Origin of the sequence: Pelagibacterium nitratireducens (assembly GCF_037044555.1) — a bacterium.
GTDB lineage: Bacteria > Pseudomonadota > Alphaproteobacteria > Rhizobiales > Devosiaceae > Pelagibacterium > Pelagibacterium nitratireducens.
Window position 1 is genome coordinate 1828580 of sequence record NZ_CP146275.1, and the last position, 23051, is coordinate 1851630.

Here is a 23051-nt window from a genome sequence, read left to right on the forward strand (position 1 = left end):
TTATATCCGCTCGCACAAGAGTTGATCGGAGACCAATTGACTCTTGCCTTGCGTTGCGCGAACAAAAGAGGAACATACCTCCTGTTCTCGCAATTGGAAAGACACGCCGAACGGCGAAATCATGGCCTCACCCTCGAAAAGCAATGCCATTGCCGAGCTGCGAGATCGTATCGCCGATCTCGAGGGCCAAAATACGCTCGTGCGCAAAGCACTGGCCTTCGGGATTGCTGCAATCGACAGCCGTCTGCCCAATGGCGGCTTGTCTCTGGGTGGTCTGCACGAGATCGCCGGCGGCGGCAATGGCGCCATTGATGGAGCGGCGGCTGCCCATTTTGCGGCGGGGATCGCTGCACGAACGCGCGGCAAGGTGCTCTGGTGCGTGACACGCCAGGACCTGTTCGCACCGGCGCTCGAACAGGCGGGCCTTGCTGCCGATCGGGTTGTCTATGTCGAGGCCGGAGATGACAAGACACTTCTCGCCTGCATGGAAGAAGGCTTAAGGCATGGCGGGCTTGGTGCGGTTGTGGGCGAGATTGCTCGATTGTCGATGACGGCGTCGCGGCGGCTGCAGCTGGCCGCCGAAGGCACGGGAACGATCGGGATCGCACTGCGGCGCTGGCGACGGCAGGCCGAAGCCATGGATTTTGGGCAACCAACGGCAGCTTTGACCCGCTGGCGCATCTCGGCCCTACCGTCTCGACCATTGCCGGTCCCAGGTGTCGGCCGGGCACGCTGGCTGGTGGAACTGATCCGAGCAAGGGCAGGGGAAAGTCTCGATATTGAAGTGGAGGCGTGCGATGGCTCGGGTCATCTCGGTCTTCCTGCCGAACTGGCCGATCGATCGGCTGCGGCGGGGGGCTGGCGACACAGCGCCGCCAGTTGACGTGCCCCTGGTGGTGGCCGCCAGGGAGAAAAACAGACTTGTGGCGGTGGCAGCGGATGCAGTAGCACAGGCGGCCGGTGCGCGCGTGGGAATGGTGCTGACCAAGGCTCAAGTCCTGGTGCCAAATCTGGTTGTCGTTGATCACGACCCCAGAGCCGATGCTGACAGCCTTGAGCGGCTGGGCCTCTGGATGCTGCAACGCGTCAGCCCCATCGTGGCCCTCGATCCGCCCGACGGGCTCATAATCGATTCCACCGGCGCCGATCATCTCCATGGCGGCGAAACCGCGTTGCTTGAGACCTTATTGGGACGGCTGACGATGTCGGGTGTAACGGCAAGGGCGGCAATTGCAGACACCTGGGGTGCTGCCCACGCCTTGGCGCGTTTTGTCGCCAGCCCAAGCTTTGTCGCGCCTTTTGGGCAAGGCGAGGCCATATTGGCGCCTCTACCGCTGGAAGCGCTGCGTTTGCCGGCCCAGATGGCGCTCGATCTGCGCAAGCTCGGGTTCCTCAGCGTGGGCGACGTCCTGGCCCAACCCCGCGCACCTCTTGCCCTGCGGTTCGGACCGGAGCTGGGGCGTCGCATCAATCAGGCCTTGGGCGAAATCGGTGAACCGATCGACCCGATGCGAGCCGAGGACTTGATCGAAGTCCGGCGTCCTTTTGCCGAACCGATCGGCGCCCCTGAAACGATAGCCCGGTATGTCGGCAAGCTGGTTGTGGCGCTGTGTTCCGAGCTTGAACTGCGTGGCTTGGGCGCCCGGCGCCTCGATCTCTTGTGCCACCGGGTCGACAACACGATCGAGGCGGTCCGTGTCGGCATGGCAACGCCGGTCCGGGACATCAAACGGTTAACCCGTCTCTTGTGCGACAAGATCGAAACCATCGCACCAGGGTTCGGTATCGAGATCATGTGTCTCAGGGCGACCATCGTCGAACCCTTTGACCAACACCGATCGGCCAACAGTCTGCTTGAGGATACCGATCCCGACATCTCTGATCTGATCGATACGCTTTCAAACCGGGTCGGCAGTCGAGCCATCTATCGGTTTTCGCCCGTCGCCAGCGATGTACCTGAACGCTCGGTGGCCCGTATTGCGGCCCTGGCTCCCGAGCTCGGAGAAGGCTGGCCCAGTCACTGGCCGCGGCCAACACGGCTTTTGCTCCGACCCGAACCGATCGAAACCATCGCTTTGCTGCCCGACAACCCGCCGGTCTCGATCACATGGCGTGGGATCCGGCGCCGGGTCAAACGCGCTGATGGCCCCGAGCGCGTGTTCGGCGAATGGTGGAAGGCTGATATCGAACTCTCGGCCGTCCGCGATTATTTCCGGATCGAGGACGACACCGGTGAGCGCTACTGGGTCTTTCGGACCGGAGATGGTGAAAACGCCGAGACCGGTTCGCACAAATGGTTCTTGCATGGAATTTTCGGATGATCGCCCGCTACGCCGAACTTCAGGTCACATCTCATTTCTCCTTTCTGCGTGGCGCGTCCTCGGCTCAGGAACTTTTTGCCACGGCGGCGGCAATGGGGATCGACGCGATCGGGATCGTTGATCGCAATTCTTTGGCCGGCGTGGTCAGAGCCTATGAAGCCGCCAAGGTAACGGGCGTGCGTCTTGTTGTGGGATGCCGCCTCGATCTGGTCTGCGGGACCTCAATACTGGTCTATCCCACCGATCGACCCGCCTATTCGCGCCTATGCCGACTGCTGACCCTTGGAAAGCATAGGGCCGGCAAGGGCAAGTGTGATCTCCATTGGGATGATCTGGTTGCCTATGGTGAAGGCCTGATCGCCATTCTCGTGCCCGATCTGGCCGATGAGACATGCGGAATGCGGCTGCGCCGCTTGCGCGAAGCTTTTGGGGATCGGGCCTATCTCGCCCTGACGCTGCAGCGCCGGCCCAATGACCAGATGCGGCTCTATGAACTCTCGGTTCTGGCGACGGGAATGAGGGTTCCCACAGTCGTTACCAATGACGTGCTGTTCCATGAGCCGGGCCGCCGCATGCTGCAAGATGTCGTGACGGCCATCCGGCACAACACCACGATCGATGCGCTTGGCCTGAGGCGGGAACGCCATGCCGACCGCTATCTCAAACCGCCCGAAGAAATGCATCGCCTGTTCGAACGCTATCCCGATGCCTTGGCCCGCACGCTCGAGATCACCAGGCGCTGCACCTTTGATCTCAGCGAACTGGCCTATCAATATCCCGAGGAACGCGACGATCCAGAGCTGACACCGCAAGAGACGCTGGAAAAGCTGACATGGGCGTGTGCCGGTGAGCGTTACCCCGAAGGGGTTCCCGATGAGGTCGTTGCTACCCTGCGGCACGAACTGACGTTGATCGGCAAGCTCAACTACGCGCCCTATTTTTTGACGGTCAACAACATCGTTCGCTACGCCCGGTCCCAGAACATCTTGTGCCAGGGTCGCGGTTCGGCAGCCAATTCGGCGGTGTGTTTTGTTTTGGGGATCACTGCGATCGACCCGGGTCGTAATGATCTGCTGTTCGAACGGTTCGTGTCCGAAGAACGCCACGAGCCCCCCGACATCGATGTCGATTTCGAGCACGAACGGCGCGAGATGGTCATCCAGTGGGTTTATGAAACCTATGGGCGGGATCGGGCGGCGCTGTGCTCGACCGTGATCCGATATCGCACCAAGGGTGCCCTGCGAGATGTGGGCAAAGCGCTGGGGCTGACCGAAGATCTGATCAAGACGATTTCGGGCCAGATCTGGACGTGGTCGGAAGAGGGGGTGCAAGATGCACACATCAAGGACCTCAACCTCAAACTTGCCGATCGCCGACTACGGCTCACGCTCGATCTGGCGCGCCAACTCTCCGGCGCGCCCCGCCACCTCTCCCAGCATCCGGGCGGGTTCGTCCTTACCCATGACAGGCTCGATGACCTCGTGCCGATCGAACCGGCATCAATGGACGATCGTCAGATCATCGAATGGGACAAGGACGACATCGATACGCTGAAGTTCATGAAGGTCGACGTGCTGGCACTGGGCATGCTGACCTGCATGAAGCGCGGCCTTGACCTTTTGGCCACCTACAAGGGCGCCACTTACGATCTCTCAACGATCCCTGCCGAAGATCCCCGAACCTATGCCATGATCCGCAGGGCAGACACGCTCGGCACCTTCCAGATCGAATCCCGGGCGCAGATGAGCATGCTGCCGCGTCTCAAGCCGCGGACCTATTACGACCTTGTCGTCCAGGTCGCCATTGTGCGGCCCGGACCAATCCAGGGCGACATGGTCCATCCCTATCTGCGGCGCAGGGAAGGGCTCGAGGCAGTGGAATATCCACGGCCCGAACTCGAAAAGGTTCTCGGAAAAACACTCGGTGTCCCGCTTTTTCAGGAGCAGGCAATGCGGGTGGCGATCGAATGCGCGGGGTTTACGCCTGGCGAAGCCGACATGCTGCGCAAATCCATGGCGACGTTCAAGTTCACCGGCGGGGTATCGAAATTCCGCGATAAACTGATCGATGGCATGGTGTCCAATGGCTACGAAAAAGCCTTCGCCGAACAGACCTTCAAACAGCTCGAAGGGTTTGGCTCATACGGATTTCCCGAGAGCCATGCGGCATCGTTCGCTCTGATCGCTTACGCAAGCGCCTGGCTCAAATGCTGGCACCCCGATGTCTTTTGTGCAGCACTACTCAACAGTCAGCCCATGGGGTTTTATGCGCCGGCCCAGATCGTGCGCGATGCCCAGGAGCACGGCATTGACGTCCGACCGGTGTGTATCAACACATCGCGCTGGGACTGCACTTTGGAGCCATCCAGCAATCCCGATAGCGACACATTTGCGGTCCGGCTCGGCCTGCGCATGGTCAAGGGGCTGTCGAACGCCAACGCGGCATCGATCGCGGCGGCCCGTGCGGACAATGATTACGCCAGCATTGATGATCTCTGGCGCCGGGCAGGGGTGCCGGTTGCCGCCCTTACCCAGATTGCCGAGGCCGATGGATACCGCACGAGCTTTGGCCTGTCTCGCCGCGATGCGTTATGGGCGATCAAGGGCTTGCGCGATGTCGAATTGCCTTTGTTCGCCGCGGCTTCAAGACGTGAGGGTACGACCGTTCCCGAGGTGAGCGAACCCCCGATCGCTTTGCGTGCCATGAGCGATGGCAGCGAGGTGGTCGAAGATTATCGCCATGTCGGCCTTTCGCTGCGCACCCATCCGGTATCTTTCCTGCGCCCGGACCTGACAAAGCGGCGCATCGTCACTTGTGCAGATGCGATAAAGGCGCGCGATGGGCGCTGGCTTGAAACCGCGGGCATCGTTCTGGTGCGCCAGCGCCCGGGCAGCGCCAAGGGCGTCATGTTCATCACCCTCGAAGACGAGACCGGTATTGCCAATCTGGTTGTGTGGAAAAAAGTGTTCGAACAGCACCGGCGTATCATCTTGTCGGCTGGCATGATCTCGGTGCGGGGCAAGATCCAGCGAGAAGGTGAAGTGGTCCATCTCGTTGCCCATCACATCCACGATCTTTCTGCTGATCTGGCCAGCGTCGGGGAGCGCGACGCGCCGTTTGCAATGCAGCACGGACGGGGCGATGAGTTTCATCATGGATCGGCAACGCCCGATCCGCGCAGTCATCCACCCAAGGGCTTTCGCACCCGAGATATCTATATTCCGGACCTGCATATTGACACCATCAAGGTGAAAACGCGCGACTTCCGGTAGATCGTGTGCGGCACGGGTGTCTTGAAAGGGGCTCAAGTACGCCTGACGGCATCCGAAAACCTTCACCACAGCGGACTGACCGGTTTCGGCGAGAAACTAGGGAAAGCTGACGTTCCGCAGTCGACCAAATATCCGCCTTTTAGCGCGCATCTGAGCTTCCTCAGAAGTTGCCTTTCAGGCCCTGGACTAAACGGAGTTTGTATCAACACCCAGAAACTCAAGCGCTTCTCTCAACACCGGTTCGAAATTGATCAGTATCGCCCGGCCTTCAGCATCACCCAAACGAGACAACCGTTCTGCTGTCGGTATTTTATATTCGGACTTGAAGTCGTCAGTTACAAGGTATGCCCACTCCTCATTAAGCCCGTCTTCGAGACGAGCTTGACCTAGAATGATCCTCTCTAAGCGATGCTTCGGCCATACTTTCATGGCGTCTCGACGGCTAAGCTGGTCTTGCCGCTTGGCTTCCGTCCAAACGTCTCGTGGATATAGTGTTTCCAGTGTTGCATGTACCTGAAAATGGGCGGCGCGAGCCGCCTGTATTGATGGCGTCAGCGGATAAACTAGGCACTTGGCAGACTTCACGTTGTCGGGTTGCTTGTTGAATGCCTTTTTTGCGTCAGCCGCATCACCGTCTACTATCCCGACAGCCTTGGGGCGCTCTGGGTGATGTTTGTGCTGTGAACGCCATCCGAGAAGCATATCAATAACGTAGGAATGACCTGCTCCGTCGCGCTTGGTTGCAAATCGGACTTTGTCCACCGCCGCTGGGAAGAGAAGCTGAAGCGCCCTCTCGAGCACTAATCGGTCGCTTTCACCCTCAACGAAAATTCGCGGACAGTTTTCTTCCGCCAAACGCGCGGCTTCAGAGTTTGCCGCCTCCTGCTGCCGAACTTGGGCAATCATCTCGGAAATGCGAGGAGCAAGCATTGCCAGTGTGCCGAGACTTTCGTCAATGCCTTCCGAGCCAGACTTGGTCACTGTGCCGTCAGTGTCTGACGTGCGCGTCACGAAATTCAGAGCCACCTCTCCCTCACGTTGGCCAAGATCGTAGAATGCTGGGGAATGCGTCGTTAGAATTAACTGCGCAATTGCCTGTTTGCTTAGGGCGTGGAGTTCGTCCGCGAGTTGAACCGCGCTGCCGATCTCAAGGTTGTTCTCGGGTTCTTCGTACGCCCAAATGCTGCTTATTGGCGGTCCCCCGCGACGCTGGAGTGCGGCTTTCTTTTCAGCCATGAAGCGCAAGATCAGCGGGATATGGCGGGCTTTGATACCATCACCTCGATTATTGAGAGAGATCGCCTTTTCGCCGCTCAGAAAATCGAGCCGCTCAAAAATGTGATACAAGTCGCGAGGCAACGCCAGCCTTGTGTCGAACCCGAGCGAAGCAGTGATGTTGGTGGTCAACTCGTTCAGGTGTTCGCCTATCGATTGCTCAAATGCCGTGCTGGACTGGTGAAAAGAACGAGCGGCCACCTCTGAAATGATGCCATAAATGCGACCGCGAAGATCGTTGAAGTAGTCTGCGTCCTTGATCGCTGGCACATACTCAAACTCTATCTTCCGCAGCAATGAGTGCACATTCGACTTGTCGGATATAACCACGTCTTCACGAACTTCCTGTCCTCGCCGACCTCGCTTGATTCGTTGTCCATAGTAATCGTAATCCTCACTCCAGAGGCCGTCCTCACGCCAGCGCTTCGTCCAGATAATAACGTCGCCATTAGTAGCGCGGTATGACGTAGGTAACGAAATCTCTAGTGTAACCACGATTTCTTTAGCCTTACGCGCGCGGACTGGCGCAAAGAAGTTGTAATCCTCTCCGAAAGAGAAACCAGTGTTCGGATTGGTCTGATCGTTGAAGAATAGGTTGAGTGCCCTCAGAATGTTGGACTTTCCGCAATCATTCCTGCCTACAAAAATAGCTAGCTGTGAAAGCTTGGCGTCGATCGATCTAATCGATCGAAAATTCTCTATCCGTATTGAACTGATTATCGCCGCCATTGTGACCCCCGCCTCCTAATAGAATCGGTGCAGACCGATCTAGAGGACTTTGCACATTGGCTCCCGCCTTTCTAGGTCCCGCCTTTGGACTGGCCTCGGGCTGGCAGTGGTGTGTAGAAGCGACTAGAGCGGACCGGCAGATTTTGGGGCGCGCTCTGAGACAAGCTGTCGTTTGCAACGACGTTCGCTAACCAGCATCCAATACTCCGATCGCGCGATGAGTTCACTATCGTAATCATTGAGTGGCCACTAAAGCCGATTTCCCAAAACGCATCTCGGTGTACAATTAGCTTCACCGAGAGCGACTGTCAGTGTTCAGTTTTCAGGATCTCCGCAAACTCGTCAGTCGCTAATACGTGGAATTCATTGCATTGCCAGCCGCGTTTAATGGGTTAACCTGCGCGGTCTTTACATTAGGTTGGGCAAGAGACCCTTCCAGGGAGCGAAGAGGAGAACTCTTGGAAGCCAACGCAAATCGCCTCGCGTCGGATCTAGGCGGCTCTACCGAACTCGGCCAGCCGGCCGCAGCATTGCGTCGAAAGCTTCATGATCAACTTGAGAACGCCGTCGACGCGGTGACCAAGGGCCTGGGAACTTATGAGAGCCTCCGGAACCTCAGTGAGGTAATCGGTGGGGAGTACGGCGACCGGGTCGTCTTCGAGTTGATTCAGAACGCTCACGACGCGCACCGGGGGGGGCATGACGGGCGCATCCTCCTACGGCTCGTGGTCAGAGGCAAAGCCGAAGGGGATTTATATGTAGCTAACGGTGGCACGGGCTTCGACTGGGACAACGTGAAGGCGATCCGGAATGTTGGCGTATCGAGCAAGACGGTCGGCGAGGGGATCGGCAATAAGGGCCTCGGCTTCCGCAGCGTGGAGACACTTACGAACGACCCTCGGATCTATTCGCAGACTCGCGCTCGGCCCAACGAAGTTTTCGACGGCTTCTGCTTCCGCTTCGCCGGTCCGGACGAAGTCTTAGCGGAGGTTTCCGGTCTCGCCCGTGCTGACGTGGCTCTGGAAGTCGCCCAAACACTGCCCCGCTATCTCGCCTCCGTTCCCATCCTTGACCAGCCGGTCGATGTCACCGCCTTCGCTCAAGAAGGCTTTGCCACCGTTGTCCATGTTCCGATATCTACAGAGGTGGCGCTTGCAACCGCGCGAAAGCAGGTCTCGGGACTTCTCGGCGCCGAAGCTCCGTTGCTTCTTTTCCTCGATCGCCTCAGCGAGGTGAAAGTTGAGATTGTGGAGGGGGGCACAGTTCAGCGCAAGATATTGACTCGCGAGGTCAAGGAGCGGCTTCAGCCGAACGGGGGAGGCGGTAGCGAATATGAGATCGTTGAGATCCTGCCGGCAGGTGAGCGCTACCTTGTCGCCAGAAGGTCTGTTGATCGGGAGAGGCTGCTCGCCGCCGTAGAGCTCAGCATCCCACAGGAGCCGCAACTGGCGCGGTGGCGGGACTGGCGCGGCGAGCCAAAGGTCGCAGTCGCGGTCGCCCTCGATAGGCTGGAAGCCTGTCCTGGGCGCGTATACAACTTCCTGCCCATGGCCGCAGAGATGCCCTCCCCGATCGCCGGCCACGTAGACGCCCCGTTCTATGCCAGTATCGATCGGAGGCGTGCGAATTTCGAGTTGCCACTCAATGCGTTCTTGCTCGACGTGCTTGCCGAGACGGCAGTTATCGCGGCGTCGGAACTCAAGCCGTTTTCGGCATATCTCGGACGTGGACCTGTATTTGATCTTGCCGCGTGGGATCCAGCGGACGCAAAGCGGTTAGCGTCGGCATGGAGGACCTTGGACGTGCACTGGTCCAAGAGTGCATGCATCCCGGCGGCAGGCGGTGAGGCTTGGACTTCGCTGGCCGCCGCATGGCTATGGAACGAGACCGGTTATCGTCTTTTCCGCGCGAGGCGACTCGTCAAGGCGGGGGTGGACCACCTGGCCGATCCTAATCTGGGTCCATTCCGCCTCCATCGGCTGGCGGAACTTATTCGCGCGACGGGAAGGTCGGCCGAGCCAAGCGGAGACACTTTGGCCGAATGGGCGCAATTGGTTGCGGCTGCTCTGCTCCAGGAAAAGGCATCCTCCAAGACGTGGGGTACGTTCTATGAGGAAATCCGCCGCGCGCTCAACGGCGTGCACGTTTTGCGGATCCTCAAGGGAAAGTTCGTCTTGAAGGGCAGAGACGGCAAGCTGCATGCGCCGCCCACTGCTGGCAGCGGCGATCGTGCGATCTACATCCGCCAGGACGGAGTTTCGCGCCGGCGGGATAGGGAGCGCGCTCCGTTACCGCCCAATAGCCTCGCGCGGAAACTAGCAATTTTCGATGAGAACGTCTTGCTCAAGCCGGAAGTCGTATCTGATTTCGTCAAGGCGGGGCTGGTTCGACGGTATGACGCGCTCGAATTGCTCGAGGGTCTTCCACAACTCTTCGGCGATTACCCGGCCCCCGGTCGCCGTGCCGACGCCCTGCAGTGGGCATTCAATGTGTGGCGTGCAGAGGGAGACAAGGCCGAGAAGGCTCTGAAGCGCATCGACCTCCATGTCGAAACGCGGGGCGGTTGGCGTCCGGCAATCTGGTCCTTCTTCTCCGCTGCATGGACTTCCGACGGACGCAAACTGGCCACATACCTCGCCGAAGCAGCCTCCTGGTCGGCGGACTGCCGCCGAGCGGCCGACGCATTGCTGGTCGACGAACCCGCTTGGGCGCCGCGGTACGATGCGGGACGTCGAGAGTGGATAGCCTTCCTGAAGGTTGTAGGAGTTCGGGACGGCCTTCCCCTCATCGCCGACGATATTGCGCCGCAAGCAGGAACTCCTGGCAACCTGTGGTCCGGGTTCCTCCACAATGTCGCACCACAAGTCGGGCGCGACGCAAGTTGGGTGAAACTGCACAATACCTTTCGTCTGAAGAACCCAATGACCATTTATCAGCGAAGAGGCGAGCTTTGGCGCCTACCCGGCCAATTGGAGCACGAGCAACTGCCCTCCGAGGCTCGCGAACGCCTGGCCGACCTGATCCTTGTCATGCTGAAGCAGGAGAACCAAGACTGGCTTCGCTGGCGGCTGGGCCGGTACGATCGCTGGGAGGGCGAATGGAACGAAGTTCGGCCGCACACCCCTGCCGGCTCATTCGTGCTCACCGCTGCATGGGTGCAGACGGACAGCAGTGACGAAGAATTCGAGGTACTAAATAAGCTTTGGGCGACGAGCAACTCCATCGTCCGTGTCCCGAGGTATGTCCGGCGGCCGCGCGAGAGGATCGCCGACGTAATTCAGGGTGATCAGCGACTGACCAAATTACTAATAGGCGGCGACACCGGCCTCCGCGACTGGGCATTGGACGCGGAGGCGGGCCAGCGGCTCGCCGAGCTAGCAGAAGGCTCGCGCAAGCTTGAGTCCCGCGACCGTGCTTCGTTCCGCAAGACCTATGAAAGGGCGTGGTCGCTTGCGGTGGAGGCGAAGGTCGAACTCCCTCCGAGCTTGCCACTCACTGTCTGGCAGGGCGCCGGCATGGAAGTTGTGGTCGGTAATCGGGCGACGCCGCCCCGTCTTTTCGTCGCTGCAGAGGCGCAGCGCCCAGAGGCTCGCGCGGTGATTGCGGCAGGCCTTCCCTTACTGGAGCTTGGGAGGGAGGAAGACGTCGATCCTGCGCTCGCGATGCTTAACGCCTCTGGTGGCTTCGACGCAGTTCGAGTCGAAGGTGGCGAGGTTGTCGTTTACGTAGATGGCGAGCCGTTCGTTCCGAATCTTGGCGACCCTCTATTGGCGGCAGATGGACTGGAGTGGCTGTCGGAGGCTGCGCTGTTGGCGAACGAAGTGCTCGGCAGAGAGTTGGAGCGCGCCATCTCGATGGCCGCCGTCGACGACCGGCTCCGGCGCATTCGCCTCAAGCTTTGCGGGACTCTTTCCTTGAGGGTCGGGGATGCGGACGGTTACGAGCCGCTTCGGTTCTACGCTTATCCCGACGAACGGATGCCGACCCTGGTAATTGCCGACACGGTGGAATTGGACTGGAGTTCGTTGGCAGAGGCGGCGCCGCATCTTGCTTCCCTCCTGGATAGGCGCATGCGTTCGCTTCAGCGACTCCTGCCTCTGCTCGCCGTCCGCTCCGGTGGCGGCCATCCTCGCATCCGACCGGCGGACGGGGCCTTCGCGCGCGCACTCGACTGTAGGCCGGAACTCGTCCGCGAACTGCTAGAGTCGAAAGGTGCTGACTACGAACTGCTCCTTCGACGGCTGCCGCCGATCGTCGCCTGCTTAACCGACGAGGCGATCGGCCGAGAGCTTGAGAGAGTTCTCGGCGATGCCGTCACGCGGCCCCGTGCAGTTGCCGAACTTGAGAACATAAGCAGTCATCTGCCGATGTCTGGGAGCCAACTGGTGGATATGGTCATCAGTATACGCGACCTCGCCGAACTACGCCGCCGGTTGGGCTTGGAGTTCGGTCGATTCAATCACATCCTGCTCTCGTTCAATCAGCAGCCGTTGAGCAACGAGCCCGAACTTAGGCGTTTGTTTGAAACGTGGAAGGACGATCTGCGCCCCACTATCGTCGACCGGATCCGCCGCCACTTTTTCGAGGACTACAAGAAGGGACATCCGCTCGATAGGTACGCCTCGCTCCGCTCGCTCGACTTCGCAGAATTCCCCACCGAATGGATCCTAGAAAGGGAGGAAGTCACTCGAGACGAGGTAGCGCAACTCCTTGATAAGTGGCTCAATCGGACTGTCGGCACCGACCTCGACATGGCGTTGGAGCCACTCGCAATGGTCCGCTCTAAGAACGGGAAGATGCTCCGCATTTTTTTGGACGAAGCCGCTCCAATCGTTACCGCGTGGCTGATTAGGAATGGCGCGGTCGACGAAGTCTGGGGTGGCGGCGTCCAAGCGGTCATCAAGGTGCTCGAGCAGAAAGGCGTGCTCGATTTCGAACCGATCGAAGCCAACGGCGAACTCCCGCTCTTGGCCGCAGCGGGCCTTTGGCCCCGAGCCATGCCGGCCTCGCTTGATCTCGGCCGACTTGGGCTTACGTCCGACGATCTGGCATCAGAAAAGAGGAAGAAGGAGGAACAGAAGGAAGCGGCTGCCAGGCAGCGTCGGTCCTTCACCTTCGCTGGCGCGGATCTGGACACCGCAACTATCGATTTCGCGGATCAGCTAGTCCAGATCGCGGAGGCGGCGATGGAGGATGAGGAGTGGCTCCGCAGGTCGAGACGACGGTTCAAGCTTGCTGAGATGCCTCCTGGCTCCAGTTCGTCGGGACCATCCGGAGCGGGTGGTGGGCAGCGGAAGCGCACGGAACGCATGTCGGACGACATCAAGGCAGCCATGGGTTTCGCCGGAGAGATTGTCGCAGCTCGCTTCCTTGCCGCCAAGCATGGGGTTCGCTTCGACGACGCGTGCTGGGTATCGCGCAATAGGGAACTCGTCCTTCGGGATGGAGAATTCGGCGACGACGGCCTCGGTTTTGACTTCCGCGTCCGGACCAAGGAGGTGGAGTGGCGATACGAAGTTAAGTCGAGCCTCGACGAGTCATTCGAGTTCGAATTTACACAGAACGAGATGCGGGTCGCAGCCGAGTGCGCGGCCGACGGCTCTCGTCGCTACAGGATACTTTACGTGCCCTATGTCAACGATCCCACCCGCTGGCGAGTGATGGAACTCTCGAACCCGATGTCCGAGGCCGGACGCGTGCTTTTCCGTACGGTCGGCGCGGGCGCCACCAGGATGCGTTTCGATCCGACCGGCTGATCGGAGTGATGCGTCACGCCGAACGACGCCTTTGACCAGGTCGGAAACGTGGCCGCCGCCGACTTCCTTACCGCAGCAGATGTCTGGCACTGCCCCACAACAGTTCGCGACCTCCGTTTGTGCATCGCAGGAAATATTTCCAGTCGGATCCGTCACCGATAGCAGATAGGGAAATTTTTGGCGATGACGGTATCGAAAGCCGCCCTTGAGTTGACACGACACCCGCTGCGAGCCTCCCCTTACATCTCTTCCAGCTTTTCGGCTGCTATGAACTATGCAAGCAAAGGCCCCTGAAATGTATTGCTTTCCAGATTCCAAGAATTTTGCGACCCTACGAATCACTGTAACGTGGTGCGCCGATCTTTGGACGAGTGGCCGAGGACTGCAGTTTTTGCGTAATTTCATTGGCCGCTGTTAAAATATTGTTTAATTGTGGCCTGTATACAATATAATTGAAAATACAGTGGGCGCGGATGAAGTTTATCGATCTATTTGCCGGACTTGGTGGCTTTCATCAAGCATTGTCGCAGCGCGGAGCAGAGTGTGTATTCGCCTCGGAGTTGGATGAAGCTCTTGCTGACCTTTACGAGAAAAATTTTGGTATCCGCCCCGCAGGGGATATCCGCAAGGTCGACCTCAAAACCATTCCTGAACATGACCTCCTGTGTGCAGGCTTTCCGTGCCAGCCCTTTTCCAAGGCGGGGGATCAGTTGGGGCTTGAATGTCCTCAGTGGGGCGACCTGTTCGACTATGTCGTCGCGATACTTCGCCTGAAAAAGCCGCGGCATTTCATCATTGAAAATGTTCCCAATCTCGTTCGGCACAATGGCGGCGCCACCTGGAAGACCATTTGTTCGCGACTGACGAAGCTCGGCTACGATATCTCTTACGCCAAGCTATCTCCGCATATGTTTGGCGTTCCCCAGAAGCGAGAGCGCGCATTCATTGTCGGCGATCGCCAAGGGCTGCAGGGTTTCGATTGGCCAATCCCAGATCTGCTGCCGGAAGTGTCCATCAGCGATGTGCTGGATACAGAGCCGGCAGAGGCCCTCAATATCAGTGCTAATCACGTTCGCTACCTGAATACATGGCAGCGGTTTTTGAAGGACTTTCCCGAGGACGAAGATCTGCCAAGTTTTCCGATATGGGGAATGGAGTTCGGCGCCGATTATCCGCTTGAGGGAAAGACGCCGCACGAGCGCGGCTACAAGCTTCTCGGCCAATATCGTGGCGCCTTCGGGGTGCCGCTGGACGGCATGAGCCCAGAGGAGGTGCAAGCAAGCTTGCCCGGTTACGCGCAGACCAAACTGGCAGAGTTCCCCGACTGGAAAATAGACTTCATCGAGAAGAACCGCGCCCTCTACAAGCGACACAAGAAGATCATCGATCCTTTGCTTACTGAGCTCAAAACCTTTCCGCCGAGCTTCCAGAAGCTTGAATGGAACTGCAAGGGCAGCGAGCGGGACATCTGGAAACACGTCATTCAGTTTCGGGCGAGCGGCATCAGGGTGAAGAAATCGACTACCGCGCCGTCGCTGATTGCGATGACGACAAGCCAGGTCCCAATCATTGCGTGGGAACGGCGGTTCATGACGCCGCGCGAGTGCAGCAGACTTCAAAGCATGGGTGGCCTCAAGTATTTACCAGAAACCAAAGATGGAGCCTACAAAGCGTTCGGAAATGCTGTGAACGTCGACGTGGTTCGCCACATATTTGATGCGCTAACCAATCGTCGTTTTGGCGAAGCGGCGCTCATGGCGGCCGAGTGATGGAGAAGGTAAGCACCGTCAACATCCGCCCAGGCGTAAATGTTCTTTCTGTGCTGCCGCACCTTAACTACAAGGCTTGGTTTGCCCTGGCCGAGTTCGTTGATAATTCGATCCAGAGTAGCCTCGATCACCGCAAACAGTTGATACGGGCCGAGGGTGAAGGTTTTCGGCTCCGCGTAGATATAGAATTCAGATCGAACGAAAACACCATCGTCATTCGGGACAATGCGGCGGGGATCGCATCATCGGATTACAGCAGGGCATTTCGGCCCGCCGAAATTCCACCAAACGCGTCGGGACTTTCGGAATTCGGCATGGGCATGAAGAGTGCCGCCTGCTGGTTTGCTCCGAACTGGAGCGTTCGTTCGACGGCCATTGGTGAGAGCATCGAGCGAACAGTCATCTTCGACATCGATCAGATCGTTCACGACAGCGTGGAGGAACTTCGCGTTATCTCGTCGGAGGTCGCTGCCGGGAAGCATTATACTGAGATCAGGCTTGAGCGAATTCGCAAGTTCCCGCGCGGAAAGACTATTCAGAAAATCAAGGACCATCTCGCCAGCATCTATCGGGTTTACCTACGAGACGGCGCGCTCGAACTCTTTGTCGATGATGAGCCGATGCGCTACGATGAGCCGGCGATCCTGAAGGCACCGAGCTACCGCGACCCAAGCGGTCCGGTCGTGGAGTGGAAGAAGGATATCGACATCAATCTCGGTGACGGCAGAACAGCCACCGGATTTGTCGCCATCCGGGAAACCGCTAATACTAGGCTGGCGGGGCTGGCGCTCTTCAGGCGCAAGCGTCTTGTGCTCGGCAGCGCCGATGAAGGCTACCGGCCCGAGGACATATTCGGGCGGCCCAACACTTACCCGTATCAGCGTCTCTTCGGTGAAATTCACCTGAAGGGATTTTCGGTCAGCCATACGAAGGACGGGGTAAAATGGGAGGAGAGCGAGGATGAATTCCTGCGGCAACTCCGAGCCGAACTCTCCAATGATCAGTTGCCGTTGATCCAGCAGGCACGTGAGCACAGAACGAAAGCAGGCGCAAAAGCAGTCCGCCAGGAAGCCGCAGCGGCGCTTCAGGCAGCGGCAGCCAACCTGAACAACAAGAGTTTGTATGCGCAGGCTGAACTCGCGGCCCCGCCGTATAGTCCTCCCTTTCCTGCCGCAGTGCCGGACGTCGGCTCGGATACCGAACTGCCGGTATTGCCGTCCGAGGATGTGGAAGAAGCCGAGGTTCGCCTGCAGTTTCGCTCGGAACACTGGATTGTCAGGTTTGAATTGTCCTACGCGGATGAGAAAGCCGACTGGCTGACCATCCGCGACCATCCTTCGATCACCGACCCGGAGCCACGGGAAGTGGGGGTGCGGATCTCAATGCTGCATCCCTTTATGGCGCAATTCCCGACACTCGATACTGAAGGTTTCTCGGCGATTCTGAATGTCGCCGCCGCGATGGCGCTCGCGGAAGTGGCCGCCACGGAACTCGCCGACCGGCATCCATCAGCCGTTCGCCGGTTCGCCAACGAGATACTTCGCAACCACATGTCGAAGAGTATAAGCGATGAATAGCACGATCCGCGTCATGCCCGCCCAAGCACCCGAGGGAAAACAATGGTCGCCGGTTCAAGGTTCGACATTCACACGGTTGCTCAACTCCAACAGCGCCCTCAGTTCGGATGAGAAAGAGCAACTCACAACCGAAACATTCTCTATTCTTTCCGACTGCATCGACCCGTGTGCTCCTGCATCCACAAACACCGGCCTGGTCATCGGCTATGTCCAGAGCGGAAAGACTCTATCTTTCACCAGCCTCGCCGCGCTCGCACGCGACAACAAATACAGGGTTGTGGTGCTTCTTGCCGGTACGACGAACAACCTCGTCGAACAATCATTCGATCGCCTGAGAAAAGACTTGGATATCGACGGCACCCGCGAGTGGAAGCTCTTCACGACCCAGCAGAAGGGTTTTCAATCCGGCGAGCTCGACCGGGTGAATATGGAACTCTCAGCCTGGCGCCGCGGCAGTCCTCGCGCGAAGACCATCATGATCATCGCGATGAAGCAGCACCACCATCTCGATCATCTGGCGAAGCTTCTTTCAAAGCTGGATCTTTCGGATGCGCCTACCCTCATTATCGATGATGAAGGCGATCAGGCCGGCATCAATACGAAGGCCAAGAAATCCGAGCAGAGCACGACATATGCGACGATTCTTGCATTACGCGCTCGTTTTCCTCACCATAGCTATGTCCTTTATACCGCGACCCCGCAGGCCCCGCTGCTGATTAGCCGAATTGATACGCTCTCGCCGGATTTTGGCAATGTGCTCACGCCCGGCTCCCAATATGTTGGCGGTCAGGATTTTTTCGGTCAGGGCGGTGCAGCCTACCTCAAGACCATCCTGGCTAGCGAGGTGCCTGACCGCCTCGATCCGCCGACGGAACCTCCACCCAGCCTTCTGGCTGCGTTCAGGGATTATTTCGTCGGCGTCGCCATCGGCCTTCTGGAGGGGGATGAACAGCGCGGCAAGAACCGCTCGATGATGATTCATCCTGCCGTCCCCAAGGATGAGCACCTGATGTATGTCCGGTGGGCGCGGCAAACCAAGGAGCAATGGTCGGGAATTCTGCAGGATGCCAGCCATCCCGAACATGATCGTCTGCTGGCCGATTTCGAGAAGACGGCGCAGGGCCTGCTCCCTACCTACAACACGAACTGCACATATGCTGATATCGCCGCCACACTCCTTGAAGCCATCGAGTCGACCGCGATCGGCGAGCTGAACACCCGCGAGAAATCCCGCATTCCCAGCATCGACTGGAAGGGTGAGTATAGCTGGATTCTGGTGGGCGGCATCGGTCTGGACCGTGGCTTTACGGTGGAAGGGCTGACAGTCAGCTACATGCCGCGTTCGACCGGCGTGGGCAATGCCGACAATATTCAGCAAAGAGCGCGCTTTTTTGGCTATAAGCGCGGATATCTCGGGTTGTGCCGCATCTATCTGACAACCGAGAATATCGACGCGTTCACCGATTATGTGTCACACGAGGAATCCATCCGCGGCTCCATCAGCCATCACCTGAAATCCGGCGGTACGCTCAAAGAGTGGGGCCGCACCTATTTCCTGGATCAGAACCTCAAGCCGACGCGCTCGTCGGTTATCTTGCTGGAGATGTACCAGTCACGCGGCAAAGGAGGATGGATCACGCCGGACCATCCCCATGATGACCCCGAGATATTGGCTACCAACCGGCAAGTAGCCGATGACATTTTGACTGACTTCACCTTGGGTCCCTATGCCGAGGCCGGCTGGAACGCAAAGCAGGCTGTGCCGGCCTTCAGCGACGCGCTGAGCCTTGCCGACATGATGCCTTACATCGGACGACTTCGCTACAAGTGGCCGGACGACAGCCTGCAGCACTCCTCTATCCTGCTCATGCTGGGCCGTCTGGCGAGCGAACAGCCTGATATGACCTGCAGCCTGTATGGGTTCTCCGGCCCCTGGTCAGGGGTGCCGTCAATTCGTACGTTGAACGCCGATCGCCCAGCCAAGATCAAGAACCTTTTCCAAGGCTCGAACGCGGCGACAAACTACCCGGGAGCGCGGGCTCTCGTGTCATTGGAAACCATAACGTTCCAGCTTCATCGCTATGACCTGCAAACCGCCGACAAGAAGCGCACCCTCAAGGATGTGCCTGTCCTTGCCGTCCATTTCCCCGATCATCTCATCGAACGCGTCTGGGTGGAACGCTGATGCGCGATGCTTCTTGATCTATATTCTGGTCTTCTGCAGGGTGCGTGCTCGAACCGCCTGCATTTATATGGCGCGCGGGCAGGTACGGGCCGCAATTTGTGGCTCGCGATCACCAAGGAGGGCTTTCCCTGCCTTGTCATCCGTGCCAGCGAGAATGACTTACGCGCCGACATCGCGCTTCGTTCGATCGATGTTGAATTCTCAAGGCGGTGCGAGATCATCAGCGATGAAGCGGGAGCGTTGGTGGCAGGCACTTACACCGTCGTCAGACTGAATGATGCGGACCCCGACACCGTCCGTCTTTTTCTGCGCCTGCTCGAAGAGTCTTTTTGCCGCGATGCAGGTGTTTTGGACAACCGTCAAATAGGCGACAAGATACTTGAGATTGCTGAGTTGTTTCGCCGACTCGATGGATCGACCGGGGATCTTGTTGGCCTGTGGGGTGAACTCCATATCATCGCTAATTCAAGCACTGTGAATTCCGCGGTGCGGTCATGGTGCTCGCACAAGGAGGCGAAATTCGACTTTGTCTGTCCTGACTTCGTGCTGGAGGTGAAGACCACGCTGAGGCCTGTGCGCCAGCACCGCTTTTCAATTGAGCAGTTGCGGCCGGCCGGCGATTTCAATGTGTTCATCGCTTCGCTCCAGGTCATCGAAGTGCCCTCAGGACAAACAGTCCCGCAGATGATCGAGGCCGTGATAGATCAGATCAAGGAGGGAGGCGTTCGCGCTGCGTTCCTTCATCGTTGTGTCGCCAAGGGCGGCCGTGACCTTTATCGCAGCACTCTGTGCCTGCAGTGTTTTCCCGGCGGCAAGTCGCTCAAATTGCTCAGGGCTGCTGATATCCCTGTCCCGTCCGTCGCCGCAGGGGAGCCGATATCTTTTGTTCGCTTCGATGTGGACTTGTCGGCAGTACCGTCGGTGATGCGCGATATCGTCGATGAAGTATTAACGTTCCCTCAGTAAGGGCCCCTCGCGCTGGTCGAGCAAAAGCTCGGTGAAATGTTGCGTTCTCCGCGCTGCTCTGGGCATGGGGCCGGCCACACTCTAGCAGGCGCCACCGTCCCGCGAGCGGTTTCGGCGCATGCGTATGAGCATCTTGGCAGCAGCAGGCGGTGGCTGACGGGCAGCTACCTGCTTTTGTCTTGCGGGCGGTGCACGCTTGAATCCATCTTGTCCAGCTCACACCGACGCCGGGGAGGCGACCAAAAAGCCAAAGTCCGAGTGGCCCGCTCCGTTGGCTGGCGTTACGGTGTCGCGTCGGACGGAAACTTGCTTAAGCGGCCGGAATGAGGGCACTGAGAAGTCTAATTGTTATCGTCGAGTTTTCGCGAGAATCGGTGGGGCGAATCCTCGTAAAACATTTCGAAGGCTCTGAAGCTGCGACTGTGTTCGACGCAGATCACTCAGTGTTATCTTGCTACTACCCCCGTCGCGGGTTCTGCAGTTGAGATAGGGCTCGAAGTCTGGCTCCCACGGATTGCTGTGGACAGATCCGAGCCCATGGGCAATGGCGTTGCGTATGCTCCGGGGCTCCACAAGGTCGATCAGGAACGATTTCAATGGGTCAGTCGCCACCTCGGGGGAGATGTGGCGCCAATCTATTCCGGCATCGATCATTTCACCTTCAAGCCATCCCTATACTACAAAGGTTCTGCCTACCTCGGCATCTAGAACTTCAAGTGTTTGTCCAAGCTCGCCCATACTATCACAGTGCACGATCACCGTTACCGAACTCCGAACGCAGGCCTCATGACTTGATTGATCGAAGTCAGCTTTCGGCTTTTTCTCAGTGGCGCCTAGCGGCCGGAATGGGCCCGGTCCCGTCAGGGGTCCGTAGGAGCGCTATCAACAGCATTCATATCATGCAGCCCAAACGCGGTTGAGGATCTGAGCCGCGATTGCCGCTTTGTCCTGAGGCAGAAATCGCCCGTAATGCTTCTGCACCATGTCCGGCGTGTCCTGAATAGCGTAGCTCGCCTGCTCATATGAGCCAGTTTGCTTGAGGATGTGAGTGGCCAGAACATCACGCACGTTGTGTGGCCCGTGGGGGAGGAGGCCCTTGATCACGCCACGACCGGTATAGGGATTATAGATCCCGTATCGCTGAATCGTCAGCTTCCAAGCCTCGTAGAAGGTGGTCTGGTTGTAGGCAGCGTTTGCACTCGTCACCTTAACTGTTTTTACGAATAGCGTCCCTGGATCACGAGCGCCATTCAGCAGCTTTGAGCGATGGCGGTCGACATATGCGTCAAGCAGCTCATAGAGTCGGCCGAAATCCGGCAGCACCAGTCGAAAGGGCTTCGATGCGAAAAACGACGAGTTGGCGTTCTTGAACGCCACGGCCGGTATCAGAATCTCCCATCCCTGTTCTCTTTGAGACCATCGCAATTCGCCACATTTCTTGTCCTCGAGTTGGCGTTCCGACGTTGGGGTGCGGTCACGTGGGCACACCAGGAGTTCCCGAAGGTTCTTCTGGCGCAATCCGGTGTGAAGGCCGAGCCGAAGGATCAGAAACGAACGAACCGCTTCGGCCGCAGCTCGGGGGTATCGGTGCTCGTCCGGCATCAGCCGCAGAATCTCCTCGGTGATTTTTCGATACTCGCCCACTGGGCTGTCCGCCTCCAGAACAGGCAGTATCGGCTCGAAGGGATCACGATGAACGCGCGAGACGCGGTCGATCTCCTTTGAACGATTCCTGCCGTGTTTGTGCATGACGTCGCAGGCGGCGTCCCAGTCCGATTTGACGCGATCTATATCCGCTCTCGAGATCAGTCCAGGTATCGGGCAAAGGCGATGCGCCAGGGCAGGGTGTTGCCGCAGCCAGCCGGTTTCCTTCCTCACCAATGAAAGCGCGATGGAGAGCATATCGGCTTCCCATTTGGTGTAGAATCCGCGGCGGCGCTCACGCCATTGCAGATACCAGTCCCAGACGCTCGGGAAAATCAGCATGGCAAAGCAAAGATCATTGACGTTGGCCCCATAGCCTTTGACTTCGCTGTCTTCGGCTGCGGCTAGGGCGCCAAACATCAGGCCGAGGTGCTCAACCTTCTGGGAGGCGGTCTCTTCTCCCCAGACACCGTTTCGCTGCAGGCCGAATGCGGTGAGCGTGGACGTCTTGAACCGCAACAGTTCCACCATCTCCGCTTCGAGGGCTTCTGGTGCATCGATCACGCCGGACTTGATTTCGGCATCCAGTTCATTCTCATCGTTGGCCGGATCTTTGCGCCTTCCCCCCTGCAAAGATCGAAAACGAACTGCATAGCGCTGCTTCATCGCCTCGGCCTGGTAGCGACGGTATTCGGTCGACCCCGTTATGATCACCTTGCGGACCCAGGACAGTATCTCTTCCTGTTGAGCTTTGGGCCTTCGGGCAAAATCGTGGGGCAGGTGCCAAGCCAGCCGCCGTTGTTCGGGAGCCGAAATTCCCTTGAGCAGGTGCCCGTGAACGGCTCTAGTCTGATGCGGCAGTTTCTCTCGGAAGTAACCCGCCGGCAGACGGTAGCGTCGTTCGATGCGTTCGAGGATTTCAAAGCTCTTGACGCCACGCGGCATCGCGTCGCCGCGCGCCCATTTCAGCAATGTTGTTTGGTGAAAATGATCTCTCGGTTGCACCACCGCCTTGAACAGATGGGTCAGGGTATCGCCGTGTCGCTCGACGTGTAGGTGAAGCGCGTCCTCAAAGGTGTCGGGATCTTTCCATTCGTCGAACAGCGCGTCTGGAAACTCGATGATCGGTCGACGTGGTTGAGCGGGTTTTCGCGCTCGCAAGGACTCTCGTGGGCGTTCTGCTGCAACAGCGCGGGCGATTGCGTCGTTGGCGACCCATCGTGATACCGCATCGAAAATTGGCTGGACAAGTTTGCGGTGGAGGCGAAGCGCATCGACAGCAATGCCTGTTTGGTCGCTGACAATGGTCAGGTCCAGCAGCCGGCCGCGATAGGGTGGGAAGCTCCGTTCGTCCAATAGGTGCTTAAGATATCGCTTGATTCCCTCCACCTCTTGCTCTCCGAGCACCGGCTGGAGCCGCATCCGACAATAATCGTCCACACGCGCGAGTTCAGATTTTTCATTGTAAACCATCGAAAAAATCCACAATCAGAAAAACGATCTGACTGCGGCAGCTGCCGCGGCTTGCCAACTGGTCTGTGGTTAATTCCCACAGGT

At 58.4% G+C, this 23051-nt stretch carries 10 protein-coding genes; 8 read left to right on the plus strand and 2 right to left on the minus strand.

Going from position 1 to position 23051, the window contains the following annotated elements:
• The first annotated feature begins 121 nt into the window (after positions 1-121).
• From V6617_RS09130 to V6617_RS09140, 3 genes are read left to right on the plus strand one after another with little or no spacing between them, the layout of a single operon-like run.
• Entirely contained in the window at positions 122-883 is a 762-nt protein-coding gene (locus V6617_RS09130) for a damage-inducible protein (RefSeq protein WP_338610607.1), read from the plus strand.
• Positions 798-2321 (plus strand): DNA polymerase Y family protein, encoded by a 1524-nt coding sequence (locus V6617_RS09135; protein ID WP_338610609.1) that lies wholly within the window; start codon positions 798-800, stop codon positions 2319-2321. Before V6617_RS09130 ends, V6617_RS09135 begins: the two co-directional genes overlap by 86 nt.
• Positions 2318-5593 (plus strand): error-prone DNA polymerase, encoded by a 3276-nt coding sequence (locus V6617_RS09140; RefSeq protein ID WP_338610611.1) that lies wholly within the window; start codon positions 2318-2320, stop codon positions 5591-5593. Before V6617_RS09135 ends, V6617_RS09140 begins: the two co-directional genes overlap by 4 nt.
• A 186-nt stretch (positions 5594-5779) precedes the next feature.
• Here V6617_RS09140 and V6617_RS09145 read toward each other — a convergent pair whose 3' ends face one another.
• A complete protein-coding gene (locus V6617_RS09145) occupies positions 5780-7597 on the minus strand; it encodes an ATP-dependent nuclease (protein ID WP_338610613.1) in 1818 nt (605 codons plus the stop codon).
• Between the two features lie 458 nt (positions 7598-8055).
• On the opposite strand from V6617_RS09145, the gene V6617_RS09150 reads away from it, so the two are divergent.
• From V6617_RS09150 to V6617_RS09170, 5 genes are all read left to right on the plus strand, one after another.
• A complete protein-coding gene (locus tag V6617_RS09150) occupies positions 8056-13353 on the plus strand; it encodes a DUF3883 domain-containing protein (protein WP_338610615.1) in 5298 nt (1765 codons plus the stop codon).
• Positions 13354-13826: 473 nt separating this feature from the next.
• Entirely contained in the window at positions 13827-15122 is a 1296-nt protein-coding gene (gene dcm / locus V6617_RS09155) for a DNA (cytosine-5-)-methyltransferase (protein WP_338610616.1), read from the plus strand.
• Positions 15122-16699 carry an ATP-binding protein gene (locus V6617_RS09160; protein ID WP_338610617.1) on the plus strand — a complete coding sequence of 526 codons (1578 nt, stop codon included), beginning with the start codon at positions 15122-15124 and terminating at the stop codon, positions 16697-16699. The genes dcm and V6617_RS09160 overlap by 1 nt, the downstream gene beginning before the upstream one ends.
• On the plus strand, positions 16692-18884 hold the full coding sequence (locus V6617_RS09165) for a Z1 domain-containing protein (RefSeq protein ID WP_338610618.1): 2193 nt from the start codon (positions 16692-16694) through the stop codon (positions 18882-18884). The genes V6617_RS09160 and V6617_RS09165 overlap by 8 nt, the downstream gene beginning before the upstream one ends.
• Positions 18885-18890: 6 nt before the next feature.
• Positions 18891-19850 carry a PD-(D/E)XK motif protein gene (locus V6617_RS09170; protein ID WP_338610619.1) on the plus strand — a complete coding sequence of 320 codons (960 nt, stop codon included), beginning with the start codon at positions 18891-18893 and terminating at the stop codon, positions 19848-19850.
• 897 nt (positions 19851-20747) lie between these two features.
• Here V6617_RS09170 and V6617_RS09175 read toward each other — a convergent pair.
• Positions 20748-22967: a hypothetical protein gene (locus V6617_RS09175; protein WP_338606690.1), complete on the minus strand. Its 2220-nt coding sequence runs from the start codon at positions 22965-22967 to the stop codon at positions 20748-20750.
• Positions 22968-23051: the final 84 nt, after the last annotated feature.

Bases quoted from the DNA above. Each gene is read 5' to 3' on its own strand.
- dcm (WP_338610616.1), top strand. From the start codon at position 13,827: ATGAAGTTTATCGATCTATTTGCCGGACTTGGTGGCTTTCATCAAGCA.
- V6617_RS09175 (WP_338606690.1), bottom strand. From the start codon at position 22,967: ATGGTTTACAATGAAAAATCTGAACTCGCGCGTGTGGACGATTATTGT.
- V6617_RS09160 (WP_338610617.1), top strand. From the start codon at position 15,122: ATGGAGAAGGTAAGCACCGTCAACATCCGCCCAGGCGTAAATGTTCTT.
- V6617_RS09135 (WP_338610609.1), top strand. From the start codon at position 798: ATGGCTCGGGTCATCTCGGTCTTCCTGCCGAACTGGCCGATCGATCGG.
- V6617_RS09140 (WP_338610611.1), top strand. From the start codon at position 2,318: ATGATCGCCCGCTACGCCGAACTTCAGGTCACATCTCATTTCTCCTTT.
- V6617_RS09165 (WP_338610618.1), top strand. From the start codon at position 16,692: ATGAATAGCACGATCCGCGTCATGCCCGCCCAAGCACCCGAGGGAAAA.
- V6617_RS09145 (WP_338610613.1), bottom strand. From the start codon at position 7,597: ATGGCGGCGATAATCAGTTCAATACGGATAGAGAATTTTCGATCGATT.
- V6617_RS09170 (WP_338610619.1), top strand. From the start codon at position 18,891: ATGCTTCTTGATCTATATTCTGGTCTTCTGCAGGGTGCGTGCTCGAAC.
- V6617_RS09130 (WP_338610607.1), top strand. From the start codon at position 122: ATGGCCTCACCCTCGAAAAGCAATGCCATTGCCGAGCTGCGAGATCGT.